Below are 12638 nucleotides of genomic sequence, written 5' to 3'. Positions count from 1 at the left end.
CGGTGGTCATAGCGGAGGGGAAACGCCCGGTCTCATTCCGAACCCGGAAGCTAAGCCCTCCAGCGCCGATGGTACTGCACTCGGGAGGGTGTGGGAGAGTAGGACGCCGCCGGACTCAACGTGACAGTAGGCCCACCCCACACGGGGTGGGCCTACTGCTATTTACGGATTCTTTCGCTCTTTGGGCAGGCTGAGGCCGGCGCTTTGGGGAAGCGGGGCAGCCTGAGGCAGACGCTTTGGGGGGCTGGGCGGACGCTATTTGGTCAGGCTGAGGCAGACGGTGGTGCCGCCGCCGGGGGTTCCCTCGAGAGCGATCCGGCCGCGGTGGCGTTCCAGAATGCGCAGGCACGTGGCCAGGCCGATGCCGTAGCCCTTCTGCTGCCTGGGGTCGACCTGGGCGAACATCTCGAACACCCGCTCGCGTTGCTCCGGCGGAATGCCGATCCCGTTGTCGGCCACCCGCACCACCCATCGGTCCGGAAACGACGACGCGCTGACGGTGATCCGGCACGGCCGCTCCGGGTGGCGGTACTTGATGGCGTTGTCGATCAGGTTCTGCAGCAGTTGGCGCAGCAGCACCGGATCTCCCTGCACCGTGGGGAGGTCGTCGGTGGCGGCGATCTGGGCCTGGCTGCTCTCGGTGGCTGTCCGCAGGTCGGCCAGCACGTCGAGCAGCACGGTGTTCAGGGCCACCGGCTCCGCCTGGTACGGGGTCTGCCCGGCCCGCGCGTACCGCAGCAACGCGTCCACCAGCTTCTGCATCCGCTCGACCGACCTCATCGCCCCGGTCAGCCACTTGCCGGCCCTCTCGTCCAGGGTCGACGAGTATTCGCCGGACAGCAGGTCGAGGAAGCCGTGGGCCGCCGCCATGGGCCGGACCAGGTCGTGGCTGACCGCGCCGGCGAACTGTTCCAGTTCCTCGTTCGAGCGGCTCAACTCGACCAGGGCCGCGGCCAGCTTCTCACCGCGGGCGGCGATCTCCGCGCTGGCTGCCTCGATCTCGCGGCGGTAGGCCCGATCGGCCGTGACGTCGTTCATGGCGACCACGGCGCCGAGCCCCCGGCCGGTGTCGTCGACGAGGCGCCGTCCCGTACAGCTCAGTTGCACGACCGGGCGACCCGGCGCCCGCAGCGTTATCTCGGCGTTCTGGACGACCCCCTCGTGGAGGGCCCGCAGCAACGGCACCTCCTCGGGTTGCAGGCGGCGCTGCCCCTCGGCGTCGAAGAGACCGTAGGTGCCGGGCAGCGACGACGGGTCGAGCGTCGCGTCGGCTTCCCGGCCGTGCCACTCCCGGGCCGCGCGGTTGAGCAGGGTGACGTGGCCATCGGCGTCCGACACCACCACCCCGACGTCGATCGTCTCGAGCACCGTGGTGGTGAACTGCTTCGTGCGTTCGGCGGCGTCGGCCAGGCTCTCGTTCAGCCGGGCCTGGCGGCGCCGCTCGAACAGGGCGACGAGCACGTCGGCCAGGTCGGTGAGACGCCCGGCCTGGTCGTCGGTGAGTTCCTTGACGCAGTCGTCGAAGACGCAGAGTGTGCCCAGCGCGTACCCCTCGGGGGTGATCAGCGGGGCGGAGGCGTAGAAGCGGACCGACGCCAGCTGGCCGGTGACCCAGGGATTGTCGCAGTAGAGCGGATGTTCGCGGGCGTCGGAGACGTGCACGAAGCGGCCGGCCCGGAACTGGATGGCGCACATCGAGTCGGACCGGGCCGTGTTGCCGCCCTCGAAGCCGTACGTGGTCAGCTGGCACTGCCGGCTCTCGTCGATCAGGTTGAGCGTGGCCGTGGGCACCCCGGCGACCAGGGCGGCGACCCGCACCACGGTGGTGAGTTCGTCGTCGGCGGGCGCGTCGAGCAGGCAGTACTCGTGCAGGACAGCGAGCCGGCGTTCTTCGTCCAGCCCGATCCGGGAGCCGCTAACGACAGACGTCACGTTCCCTCATCGGCAGGTGGCGGCCACAACTGAGGACAGGTGGCGCCCGAGCCTCAGAAGCCGCTGGTCATAATGTTGATCAGGGCTGGACCCAGCACCACGATGAAGATGACCGGGAACAGGCAGAAGATGACCGGGAACAGCAGCTTCACGGTGACCTTCTGAGCCTGTTCCTCGGCCCGTTGACGGCGGCGCATGCGTTGCTCGGCGGAGTGCTCCCGCAGGATGCCGGCGACCGAGATGCCCAGCTCGCCGGCCTGCACCAGCGCCGTGATGAGTGTCTTCAGGTCCCGTACGGTGGTCCGCGCGCCCAGCGAGCGCAGCGCCTCGGTGCGGGCGACCCCCAGCCGCATCTCCTGCAGCACCCGGTTGATCTCGTCCGGCATGGGCCCGACGAGCAGCACCGCCACCTGGGCCATGGCCGCGTCCAGGCCGAGGCCCGACTCGACGCCGATGACCATCGCGTCGAGCACGTCGGGCAGCGACCGGGTGAGCGCCGCCTGCCGTTTCGTCCCGGCGTTGTAGACCAGCAGGTTGGGGATGTTCATGCCGAGGAGCACGCCGCCGAGCAGGGCCGGCAGCGCGTACAGGGGCTCGGTGCGCTGGGCGACGTACCAGGCCAGGAGGCCGATCACCCCCGCGGCGACGACCCGGGCGCGGATGACCCGGTCGAGCGGCCATTCCACCGGGTTCCCGGCGTAGTCGAGCCCGCGGGACAGCCGCCGCCGCGCGCCGACGGGCGTGATCGCGTTGCCGACCTGCTGGATGGCCCAGATCACGGGCGGGCGTAGCCGGCCGCCGAGGGGCCGCTGGGCGGCCCGGCCGGCATTGCGGCTCTGGTCGAACGAGGCGAGGATGCGCAGCATGCGCTGGCGGCGGCTGGGCGGGATCGTGACGGCGGCCGCGGCGGCGGCGACCGCGAGCACGGCGAAGGCCGCGGCCACGGAGACGAGCGTCCCGGCTGTCATGCCGCCTAGACCTCGATCTTCGTGACCGCACGCAGCCAGAGCGTGCCGATGAGCACCATGATGGCCGCCACGACGAGAATGACGATGCCGATCGCCGTCTGCCAGAGGACCGCCATGTATTCGCGCCGCGCCACGAACAGCAGGCCCGTGGCGAACAGCGGCAACGCGACCAGCACGTACGCCGAGATGCGGCCCTCGGCCGACAGCGACCGGACGTGCCGTCGCAGATAGGCGCGTTCGCGCAGGGTCTCGGCCGTGGTCTGCATGACCTCGGCCAGGCTGCCGCCGGTCTCCCGCTGCAGCCGCAGGGCCAGGACGAGCCAGCTGAGCTCGGGGCTGCCGACGCGGTCGCCGGCCCGCTGCAGGGCGTCCTCGAACTCGCCGTTGATCCGCGCTTCGGACAGGGCCCGGCTGAACTCCTCGGCCACCGGCCCCTCGTCGTCGCGGACCGCGGCGTCGACCGCCTGTTGCAGGGTGAAGCCGGAACGCAGGGCGCTGAGGACCAGTTGCAGCAGAACCGGGAGCTCGTCGGTGAACTGCTGCCGGCGCCGCCGGATCCGGAGGCTGAGCAGCAGGCCGGGCCCGAAGAAGCCGAGCAGCAGACCGGCGAGGAGGCCGACCAGCGGGTGCAGGAGGACCACCAGGGCGAGCGCGGCCAGCAGCGCGATCGTGCCCCGCAGGACCAGCCACTCGGTCGGGCGCATCTTGGCCGCGGCCTGGTCGAGCTTGGGTTCGGCCCGGGCGGCGAGCCGGGTCAGGGCGGGGGAGCGTTCGACGAAGTCGCCCGCGGCGTGTTGCAGGCGCCGCAGCAGGGACTCCTCGACCTGGCGATCGCCGGCCGTGTAGTGCCGCAGCGTGGCCAGGCGGCGCTGCATGGGCGTACGCCCGAAGAGACGCTCGACCACCACGAAGAAGATCAGGAACGCGGTCGCACCGGCCAGCAGGGCGACGATCGTCATCGGGGCCCGCCGAACAGGTTCGGGGGCAGCGTGACGCCGTACATCGCCAGCGCGTCGACGAAGCGCGGGCGGATGCCGGTGGTCCTGAGCTGGGCGAGGTGCGGCGGGATTTCGGCGCTGACCTCGTGCAGGAACAGGTCCTGCAGGGTGATCGTGTCGCCTTCCATGCCGACGACCTCGGTGATGTGGCTGACCTTGCGGGAGCCGTCCTTGAACCGGGTGATCTGGATGATCAGATCGACGGCCGAGGCGACCTGGTCGCGGATCGCCCGGCTGGGCAGGTCCATGCCGGCCATCAGCACCATGGTCTCGAGCCGGGAGAGCGCGTCGCGCGGGGTGTTGGCGTGCAGGGTGGTCAGCGAGCCGTCGTGACCGGTGTTCATGGCCTGCAGCATGTCGAGCGCGGCGGCGTCACGGACCTCGCCGACGACGATCCGGTCGGGCCGCATCCGCAGCGAGTTACGGACCAGGTCCCGCGTGTTGACGATGCCGCGCCCCTCGGCGTTGGCCGGGCGCGACTCCAGTCGTACGACGTGGTCCTGCCCCAGCCTCAGCTCGGCCGCGTCCTCGATGGTGACGATGCGCTCGTCGGTGGGCACGAAGCTGGACAGCACGTTGAGGATGGTCGTCTTGCCGGAGCCGGTGCCGCCGCTGACCACGATGTTGCGCCGCCCACGCACACACGCGTCGAGGAACTCCGCCGCGGGCCGGGTCATCGTCCCGTACGAGATGAGGTCGCCGACGGTCAGCGGTGTGGCCGAGAACTTGCGGATCGTCAGCGACGCGCCGTCGAGGGCGATCGGCGGCACGATGGCGTTGACCCGGCTGCCGTCGGGGAGCCGCGCGTCGACCATCGGGCTGGCCTCGTCGACCCGACGGCCCACCCGGGCGCAGATCCGGTCGATGATGCGGCGCAGGTGCGCGTCGTCGTCGAACTCCACTTCGGTCCGCTCGATGCGCCCGAAGCGTTCCGCGTAGATGAACTTGGCGCCGTTGCACATGACCTCGGTGACCGACGGGTCGCGCAGCAGGCCCTCGATCGGTCCGTGGCCGATGACCTCGTCGATGACCTCCTTGACGATGCGGGCCCGGTCGCTGCCGGAGAGCGGGGTCTCCTCGCGGGCCAGCAGATCGGAGAGGACCTCCCGCACGCGGGCGTCGAGCCCGTCGTCCTCGCCGCGGCTGGCGTACAGGGTCGGTCCCAGCTCGTCGGCCAGCCGGCGCTGGATCCGCAGGCGTACGTCGTAGACGGGGTCGGCCGCCTGCCGGCCCGCGGCCCGGTAACGCTGGCTCGACCCGGACGCCCGGCGATCCGGCTCGTCGGCCGGTTCGGTGTCCTCCTCGTTGTTCGCCCGCCCGTACATGCCGAGCCGGGCCGACAGGCTCACCGCTTCACCTTCTTGCGGCGGCCGAACAGCCCGCGTTTCGGCTCGGGCGCGGTCTCGGTGCCGGCGCAGCGGTCGGCGAGCTGGCGGATCGCCCGGCTCACCGGGTGCAGCGGCTCGGTCAGCAGCAGCGGCTCGCCCTGGTTGACCGAGATGGGCACGTCCCGGCTCGAGGGCACCAGCGACGCGAACGGCATGCCGATCGCCTCCTCGACGTCGGCCGTGGTCAGGCCGACCTGGGTGTTGGCTCGGTTGAAGACCAGCAGGCTGCGGTCGCGGGGGTACTCCAGCATGTCGAACATCTCCACGGTCAGGCGCACCGTCTTGAGGGTCGGCAGGTCGGGCGTGACGATCGGCACGAACCAGTCGGAGACGTCCAGCGCGGCGAGCACCTGGTCGGTGACGATGGCCGGGGTGTCGATGATGATGAAGTCGTAGTGCGGCCGCGCCACGTCGAGGATCTCCAGCACCAGCTCGCGGCGGACGTGCTCGCCCTGGGCCGGGTTGCCCGGCGCGAGCAGCGCGTCGACCCCCGGGCGGTACGGGGTGACGATCGAGCGCAGGCCGGGCTCGTCGAGGCGGCCGGCCATGGCGATGCCGCCCGCGATGCTGCGGTCCGGCGGCAGCTTCAGCATGATCGCCACGTCGCCGAACTGCAGGTCGAGGTCGACCAGCAGCACGCGGCGGGCGCCCCCGGCCCACAGCGCCACGGCCAGGTTGACCGCGACGAAACTGCGCCCGCAGCCGCCCTTGCCGGCGAAAACGGTAACGATGCGGCCGTGCGGCGCGATCTCGGCGCCCGACCGGATCGAGGTGCTGAGCGCCTTGGAGACGTCGACCGACCGGGCAGTGGCCTGCCGGACGCCGTCCCAGTCGGCCTCCTCGACCACGTCACGCACCCCGGACTGCAGGCAGCGGATCACCTCGCGCGGCTCGATGCTCCTGCGGATCAGCACGACGCCGATCATCGGCCGCTGCAGGCGCTGATAGGCGGTGAACATCAGCGCCTCGTCCAGATCGATGCTCGCGCCGATGAGAACCAGCAGGGTCTCGGGGTAGCGCGGCAGGTGGTTCTCGAGCTCGGCCATGCTGTGCACGATCGCGCCGCCGACCGCCTGGAACTCGGGCCCGCGCTCGGCCAGCATCTCGCGGTCGGGCTCGAGATAGACGTAAAGGCTCATCCAGCGTCCCCGCTCTCGGTGACAGTCGGCGTCGCTGTCACGGTCGCCTTGGCACCCTGCAGCGCCAGGTGCAGGTAACCGCGGTTGTAGGCGTTGATCAGCGCGTCGGCCTGATCGGGCGAGACGGCCAGCGTGGCCACATAGCGCAGCAGGGTGACGGTGCTGGTGGGGCTCGGCGTGGGGCTGGCACCGGCCGAGCCCGACGCCTGGCCGCTGGGCGAGAGCAGCGCCGCGATGTTCGGCGGCACGCTCTCCCCGACGCTGAGCACGGTGGCGGTCGGCAGCACGACCCAGGTCTTCTGCGGGTCCTCCGGGCTGTCGTTGCGCGGCGTGGTGACGAAGACGGTGACCTTGTCGCCGCGCTTGACATTGCCGGCGACCTGCCGGGCGATGCCCAGCTCGACGCTGATGGCCAGTTGTGTGGGCGGCACCTTGAAGGTGGCGGCGGGCTTGGCCGCCGCCTTGACCGCGGGCTCGAACTGGCGGCTCAGCAGCATCTGATCGGGCTGGAGCTGAGTGTTGAGCTGCTTGGCGTCGAGGGCCGGGTCGAGCTTGGCCAGCGCGCCCGAGGGCACCGTCTCGGCCGGCATCAGCACCTGGCGCACCAGGCGGCGCGAGCGGATCTGGGCGCCGGTCGTGCCGCTCGGGATCGCGTCGGTGGCCAGCAGTACCCAGACGCCCTTCTTGCCCTCGACCGCGCGACGGTCGGCGCCGCTCGCGTAGGCGACCACGGCCAGCGCGCTGAGGACCGCCAGCACGGCGGCCACGCCCAGCAGAACGATGCGTCGGCTCATTCCCGACCTCCTTGCGACCCGGTCATCCCGTACGCCCGATGACCGTGGCGCCGAAGTTGGGCCCGGTGCCGAACGAGGGGATGTCGACCGGCACCAGCGTCTTGGTGAAGTAACCGAGGATGCACTGCGAGGTTCCGCACAGCACGCTCTGCAGAAGCCCCGCGACGCCGCCGTTGAGCAGGCTTCCGACCCCCGAGAGCAGGCCGGGGATCAGGGCGGTGTAGCCGGTGAAGACGAACGGCGCGAAGCCGGCGATGCGGTAGGTCGGGGTGAGCGAGATCAGCGGCGCGATGTCGTCGAAGATCGGGACGAGCACCGGCTGCCGGCTGGCCAGCTGGGCCTGGAGCCGGCCCGCGCAGGCGATGCCCTGGGTCAGGCCGGAGAGCAACTGCGATCGCGGCCGGTCGCCCACCTTGAGGGAGATCTCGCAGTTGGCGTCGGGCGGGGAGAGGTCGTTGTTGGCCAGCCACACCCACCCGCGCGGCTCGGTGAGGTCGAATGGCGAGGTGCACGAGGGCAACGGGAGCCCGAGGATGGACGCCGGCAGCACCGCGGGAATGGCGCTCTCCGCGGAGGCGGTCGGGGCGGGCAGGCCGAGAACCGAGTACAGACCGAGCTGGCTGAGCAGGGGACTCAAGGGGCCGTAGAAGGTGGTCCCGTTCTGGGTCATGCGTTTCCAGTCGCACATCGAGAACCCGAGCGCCAGAACCTTGGTCAGGCCCGGCGGGCCCCAGGCGACCCGCCCGCAGGCGCCGGCGGTGACGCCGGTCGACGCCGACCCGGACATCGCGCCGGCGAAGGCCGGCGGGAGGAGGGTCGAGGCTCCCGTACGGGTGCTGGTGCGCACCTCGACGGAGGTGCCGCCGGTGATCGTGGTGGCCGGGCAGGCGGCCGGGCTGTTCCAGGCGGTGCACTGGGCGCTCAGGCTGGAGATGCAGATCTGTGCGTCGGCCGAACCGTCCTTGGTGTTGCGGTTGGCATAGTCCTGGGCGACCACGGACTGCTTGGCCATCGTGCAGTCGGCCGGTTTGGCGATGCACTTGGTGGCGATCGACCACGAGGCGGTGTCGGCCCCGGTCTGCAACTCCTGGCGTTCGAGGGCGATCTGGCCGACGTCGATGACGAGCGCGCCCATCGTGATGATCACGCCGGTGCTCACCATGACGGCGAACAACGCGGCGACGGCGCCGTGCTCGGAGCCATGACGCCGAGAGGCCCGTCGCCAGGCGCGACGGACCGGAGAGAGCAGGTGCCGGGTCAGCCGGTGCATGCCATGACCCCGGTGGCCCTGAGGCTGGTGAGCGTTGTGGTGGAGCCGTAGTACTGCATGAGCGCGAAGACGGGGGTGAGGGCCGTGAACGGCTGGGTGGCCGTGACCGACGCGTCCGCCGAGATCAGGCTGCCACTGGTGCAGATGGACGACACGACGGTGACGTCCATCCCGGCGATGCTTTGAACCTTGGTCTGCACGGCGGCCGCCGTGCCGTTCAGGGCCCCGGTGCGGGCGCCCTCACGAACGGCCGAGGTGAGCAGGGCCTGCTGTTGCAGCGCCCGGCCGAAATCGATGATGCCGAACAGCAGGAGCAGGATGAGCGGTAACACGATGGCGGCTTCAACCGCGGCCGCGCCCTCCTCGCCCCGGGCCGGCCGACGCGCGGTGCGCGGCCCGGGGCTGAGGGAGGGACGACTGGCGGTACGCACTTTCGTGACTACCGGCCTTCCTGCTTACGGGGTGGGCACCTTGATCTTGCCGGCGACGGCGGTGAACAGCTCACTGATCTTGGCGCCGAAGGTCGTGGCGCCGACGATGATGACCACAGCGACGAGCGAGACCAGCAGGCCGTACTCGACCGCCGTGGCACCCTCGTCACGCGACATGCGCTCTTTCACCGCGGTGAAGTGCGACTGGGCGTACGCGGCGATGTAGTGGAAAGGCAGCATTGGGGTCCCCCCGGATCAGTGGCCGGCCGGGTTTTTCCGGCCTGTGACCCTATGAATCGGAGGAGTCGACGCAGAGTTAAGTCGGACCAAAGAAAACTCAGGGTGCAGGAGCGTTGCTGTTGTGCTGGGCCAGAACCGACCGGAGGGTGCCGGCCAGCTGGTCCGCGGTGAAGGGCTTGGCGATGAAGGACGCGCCGCGCTTGATGATGCCCCGGCGGATGGCGATCTCCTGCGGCATGCCGGAGATGTAGACGGTCTCCATGCCGGGGCGGACGGCGTGCGCCGAGCGGGCGAGCTCACCCCCGGAGACGCCGGGGAGGCCGAGGTCGGTCAGGAGCACGTCGATCTTGCCCTCGTGCACCTTGCACTTGGTGATGGCGCTGACCGCGTCGGTGGCGACCAGCACCTGGAAACCGCGCAGCTCGAGCATCTGCGACGTCATGTCGCGCAGATCCTCGTCGTCCTCCACGAGCAGGACGACCGGGCCCTGCTGCGGCGCCGAGGTGTTCCACATGCCTTCCTCCTCGGGCTCGGTGGAGCCGTGCCCGGGGGCGCGGCTCTCCTGGGGGCCGCAAACGGGCGTGGCCTCACCGAAAACGCTAGGCGAAAAGCCACCCCACCGGAGGAATTCGGCGGAAACAGGGACAAGGTCGGTTTAGTTGCCCTCGGCGCGCCCGAGGCGCCAGTAGCCCATGAACGCCACCAGGCGTCGGTCGACGCCGCACTCGGCGACCAGGTGGCGGCGCAGGGCCTTGATCATGGCGGCCTCGCCGGCCAGCCAGGCGTAGAAGCGGCTGACGTCGGTGAACTCCTCGGGCACCTCCCAGAGCATGTCGTGATCGACGTCCACGTCCTCGAGCTCGGCCGGGGCACCCACCTGGTCGTCGCCCAGGATCCGCCGGCTCGCGGCCCGGACGGCCGGGACGAGCCTGGCGCCGTGGGCGGCCTCGTCCCGGGCCAGCCAGGTGACCCGGACGCCCTCGGGGGCGATCAGGTCCAGTGCGTCTGCGGCCGAGGGCACCTCGAGCAGGGCCTCGCCCCGGGCGTCGGCGGGCAGGCCGGCCAGGATCGCGGCGATGGCCGGCACCGCGGTCTCGTCGCCGCCCAGCAACAGGCAGTCGGTGTGGGCGGGCGGGTGGAAGTCGATGCCCCCGTGCACGCCGTCGAAATCGGCGTTGGGCCCGAGCAGATAGGCCGGGGCGCCGGGCCGGGCCTCGGCGGCGAAGCGGGAGGCGGGGCCGTCGACGCCGTGCAGCACCATGTCCACGTCCACCTCGCGCGCCTCGGGGCGCACGGCCCGCACGGTGTACGTGCGGATCGGGTTGCGCTGCTCCTCGGGCAGGGCGCGCCACTCCGTGTACCAGTCCTCGCCGGTCGGCATGTGGGCCAGGCCCGAGCCGGGCAGCGCCGGGATCAGCTTGATGCGCTGGTCGAAGCCGTTGTCGGCGAAGTGGCCCAGGTCGTCGCCGGTGAAGGTGACCCGGAGGAAGTGCGGGCTGAGCCGGCGCACCTGCCGTACCTCGGTGGCGAAGAACCGCCACGGCAGCGTCCGCACGGCCGGGTCAGCGGTCTGAGTCACGGGGGGCCTCCAGGGCAGTTCCAGGACCAAAGGTATGGCTAACCTAACCTGTCGGCCCCGAAGGTCACCACCCGGGTTATTTCTCGGCCGGCGCCTCCGCTGTCGCGGCCGGCCCGTTCGCGGGCTCCAAGCCGTTCGCGGCCTCCACCCGCGCCTCGGCCTCGGCCTTGGCCGCCGAGGTGTAGACGCGGGGCTTGGGAATCGCCGCCTTGGCGCTGATCGGCCTGGACCTCGGGGCCGGTCGCTCCACCGCCGGGGACTCGACCGCCGCGGGTTCCGCCTCCCGGGGCGGCTCCGCCTCCGGCAGCTTTTTCGCCACCGGCGGCTGTTTCCCAGCCGGTGGCTCTTGGGCCACCGGGTGCTCTTTGGCTACCGGCTGCTCTTCTGCGATCGCGGGCTCTTGTGCCTTCGGGGGCGCCGGCTCCTCGCGCGGAGGCGGTTTGGGCAGCGGATCGGCCGGTCCGTCCAGGACGGCGAACCGGTCGACCGGCGGTTGCGGGGCCGGCACGGGGGCGGGGGCGCGGCCCATCCGGCTACGCGGGATCGAGCCCCCCTCGCGCTCGGGCACGCCGATCAGCACCGCCGAGACACGTCCGGGCGCCACCTGCTCGAGATCGGCGGCGACCCGCACGGCCTCGGCCCGCGCGCTGCGGCGGTAATCGGTGACCAGCAGGACGTGGTCGGCCTGGGTGGCCAGCCCGATGCCGTCGGCCACGGCGAGCAGCGCCGGCGAGTCGAGCACCACGACGTCGCACTGCTCCTTGAGCTCGTGCAGCAGGCCGGTCAGACCGCCCGCGGCGAGCAGATCGGCCGCGTTGTCCCGGTCGGCGCCCACGGCGAGCACCCGCAGGTTGACGATCGCGCCGGCCGCCAGCGTCTCGGCCAGCGTGTGCCGGCCGGTCAGGACGTCGATCAGCCCGCGGTCACGGGACAGGTCGAACATCAGGTGCAGCGCCGGCCGGCGGACGTCGGCGTCGACCAGCACGACCCGGCGACCGGACTGGGCCAGGGCGACGGCCAGGTTGGCCGCCGTGGTGCTGCGGCCCTCGCCGTCGCGCCCGCCGGCCACCAGCACCGTGGCCGGCCCGGCCAGCCACGGGTCGAGCCGGGCCCGCAGATAGCGGTACGACTCGGCGTCGGCCGAATCGGGCGAGCGCAGCAGCACCGGCAGCGACGCTCCCGGTCCGCGCGGACGGCGGGCCCGGGGAATCGTGGCCAGCACCGGCAGCCCGGTCTGGTCCTCGTAGTGGACCCGCCCGCGGAGGCGGTCGCGGCGGCGCGCCAGTCCCACCGCGCCGAGCAGGCCGAGCAGCAGGCCCGCGACCGCGCCGACGGTCAGATACAGCCAGAGGGGGAGCCGTTGCTCCTCGGCCGGGCCGGCCGGCGACACGAGCGACGCGGCGATGCCGTACTGCGCGGTGGTGGTGTTGCGGTAGCGCACGTACTCGGCGGCCACGGCCTGCGCGCGTTGCCGGGCGGTTGTGGCGTCGCCGTCGGTGTACGCGATCGTGATCGCCGACCCCTGGGCCGGCTCGACGGTCAGGCCGTCGGCGAGCTCCTCCGGCGACAGGCGCAGGTCGGCGGCGACCTCCCGCAGCACCGTGGCCGACCGGGCGATCTCACGTTCGGTGCCGGCGTCGGCGGGCACCGGGGTCACGTTCGCCCGCAGCCGCGGCGCGGCCACCGCCGTCGCGGTGGAACGGTGGCTGACCGGCTCGACGCGGCTCAGCGCATAGGCCCCAGCGGTGACCAGAACGGTCACCAGGATGATCCACCAGCCGTACCCTCGCAGAAGCCGCACGGGTCTGCCGTTCGTCGTCATACCGGATCCGCCCTCCCGCGTTGCCGCTGCTCACACCCTAAGACCCGACCATCCGGCCCCGCTAGCCGCGCCCCTGT

General features: G+C 71.6%; 12 protein-coding genes and 1 rRNA gene. 1 reads left to right on the top strand and 12 read right to left on the bottom strand.

Features of this window, described 5'->3' with window-relative positions:
• A 5S ribosomal RNA gene (rrf, locus tag HJC40_RS26035) occupies nt 1–115 on the top strand; the annotation flags it as partial.
• A gap of 140 nt (nt 116–255) precedes the next feature.
• Here the strand turns inward: rrf and HJC40_RS26030 are convergent.
• The 12 genes from HJC40_RS26030 to HJC40_RS25975 form a co-directional block, all read right to left on the bottom strand.
• The gene (locus tag HJC40_RS26030) at nt 256–1932 is read right to left on the bottom strand and encodes an ATP-binding protein (RefSeq protein WP_250004479.1); all 1677 of its coding nucleotides are present in this window, start codon (nt 1930–1932) and stop codon (nt 256–258) included.
• Nucleotides 1933–1985: 53 nt separating this feature from the next.
• A complete protein-coding gene (locus tag HJC40_RS26025) occupies nt 1986–2900 on the bottom strand; it encodes a type II secretion system F family protein (RefSeq protein ID WP_250004476.1) in 915 nt (304 codons plus the stop codon).
• Nucleotides 2901–2905: 5 nt separating this feature from the next.
• Nucleotides 2906–3859, bottom strand: a complete 954-nt coding sequence (locus HJC40_RS26020; RefSeq protein ID WP_250004475.1) for a type II secretion system F family protein — start codon at nt 3857–3859, stop codon at nt 2906–2908.
• Nucleotides 3856–5247 (bottom strand): CpaF family protein, encoded by a 1392-nt coding sequence (locus HJC40_RS26015; protein ID WP_250004473.1) that lies wholly within the window; start codon nt 5245–5247, stop codon nt 3856–3858. The genes HJC40_RS26020 and HJC40_RS26015 overlap by 4 nt, the downstream gene beginning before the upstream one ends.
• Nucleotides 5244–6425 (bottom strand): P-loop NTPase, encoded by a 1182-nt coding sequence (locus HJC40_RS26010; protein WP_250004472.1) that lies wholly within the window; start codon nt 6423–6425, stop codon nt 5244–5246. Before HJC40_RS26010 ends, HJC40_RS26015 begins: the two co-directional genes overlap by 4 nt.
• Nucleotides 6422–7219 carry a Flp pilus assembly protein CpaB gene (locus tag HJC40_RS26005; protein WP_250004470.1) on the bottom strand — a complete coding sequence of 266 codons (798 nt, stop codon included), beginning with the start codon at nt 7217–7219 and terminating at the stop codon, nt 6422–6424. The genes HJC40_RS26010 and HJC40_RS26005 overlap by 4 nt, the downstream gene beginning before the upstream one ends.
• Before the next feature lie 22 nt (nt 7220–7241).
• The gene (locus HJC40_RS26000; protein WP_250004465.1) at nt 7242–8489 is read right to left on the bottom strand and encodes a Tad domain-containing protein; all 1248 of its coding nucleotides are present in this window, start codon (nt 8487–8489) and stop codon (nt 7242–7244) included.
• The gene (locus HJC40_RS25995; protein WP_308200949.1) at nt 8477–8920 is read right to left on the bottom strand and encodes a TadE/TadG family type IV pilus assembly protein; all 444 of its coding nucleotides are present in this window, start codon (nt 8918–8920) and stop codon (nt 8477–8479) included. Before HJC40_RS25995 ends, HJC40_RS26000 begins: the two co-directional genes overlap by 13 nt.
• Nucleotides 8921–8944: 24 nt before the next feature.
• Nucleotides 8945–9160, bottom strand: coding sequence for a Flp family type IVb pilin (locus HJC40_RS25990; protein WP_250004459.1), 216 nt, complete (start codon nt 9158–9160; stop codon nt 8945–8947).
• A 97-nt stretch (nt 9161–9257) separates the two neighbouring features.
• Nucleotides 9258–9674 (bottom strand): response regulator, encoded by a 417-nt coding sequence (locus tag HJC40_RS25985; protein ID WP_250004457.1) that lies wholly within the window; start codon nt 9672–9674, stop codon nt 9258–9260.
• Nucleotides 9675–9815: 141 nt separating this feature from the next.
• Nucleotides 9816–10739 (bottom strand): siderophore-interacting protein, encoded by a 924-nt coding sequence (locus tag HJC40_RS25980; protein WP_250004454.1) that lies wholly within the window; start codon nt 10737–10739, stop codon nt 9816–9818.
• A gap of 76 nt (nt 10740–10815) precedes the next feature.
• Complete coding sequence (locus HJC40_RS25975; protein ID WP_250004451.1) at nt 10816–12561, bottom strand: polysaccharide biosynthesis tyrosine autokinase; 1746 nt, start codon at nt 12559–12561, stop codon at nt 10816–10818.
• Between the last annotated feature and the right edge of the window lie 77 nt (nt 12562–12638).

It is taken from the genome of Actinoplanes sp. M2I2 (assembly GCF_023544445.1).
GTDB lineage: Bacteria > Actinomycetota > Actinomycetes > Mycobacteriales > Micromonosporaceae > Actinoplanes.
This window is presented reverse-complemented; position numbering and strand designations above follow the sequence as displayed.

Coding starts and splice junctions, on each gene's coding strand:
- HJC40_RS26025 (WP_250004476.1), bottom strand. CDS start 2,900: ATGACAGCCGGGACGCTCGTCTCCGTGGCCGCGGCCTTCGCCGTGCTC.
- HJC40_RS26005 (WP_250004470.1), bottom strand. CDS start 7,219: ATGAGCCGACGCATCGTTCTGCTGGGCGTGGCCGCCGTGCTGGCGGTC.
- HJC40_RS25990 (WP_250004459.1), bottom strand. CDS start 9,160: ATGCTGCCTTTCCACTACATCGCCGCGTACGCCCAGTCGCACTTCACC.
- HJC40_RS25985 (WP_250004457.1), bottom strand. CDS start 9,674: ATGTGGAACACCTCGGCGCCGCAGCAGGGCCCGGTCGTCCTGCTCGTG.
- HJC40_RS26000 (WP_250004465.1), bottom strand. CDS start 8,489: ATGCACCGGCTGACCCGGCACCTGCTCTCTCCGGTCCGTCGCGCCTGG.
- HJC40_RS25975 (WP_250004451.1), bottom strand. CDS start 12,561: ATGACGACGAACGGCAGACCCGTGCGGCTTCTGCGAGGGTACGGCTGG.
- HJC40_RS26010 (WP_250004472.1), bottom strand. CDS start 6,425: ATGAGCCTTTACGTCTATCTCGAGCCCGACCGCGAGATGCTGGCCGAG.
- HJC40_RS26020 (WP_250004475.1), bottom strand. CDS start 3,859: ATGACGATCGTCGCCCTGCTGGCCGGTGCGACCGCGTTCCTGATCTTC.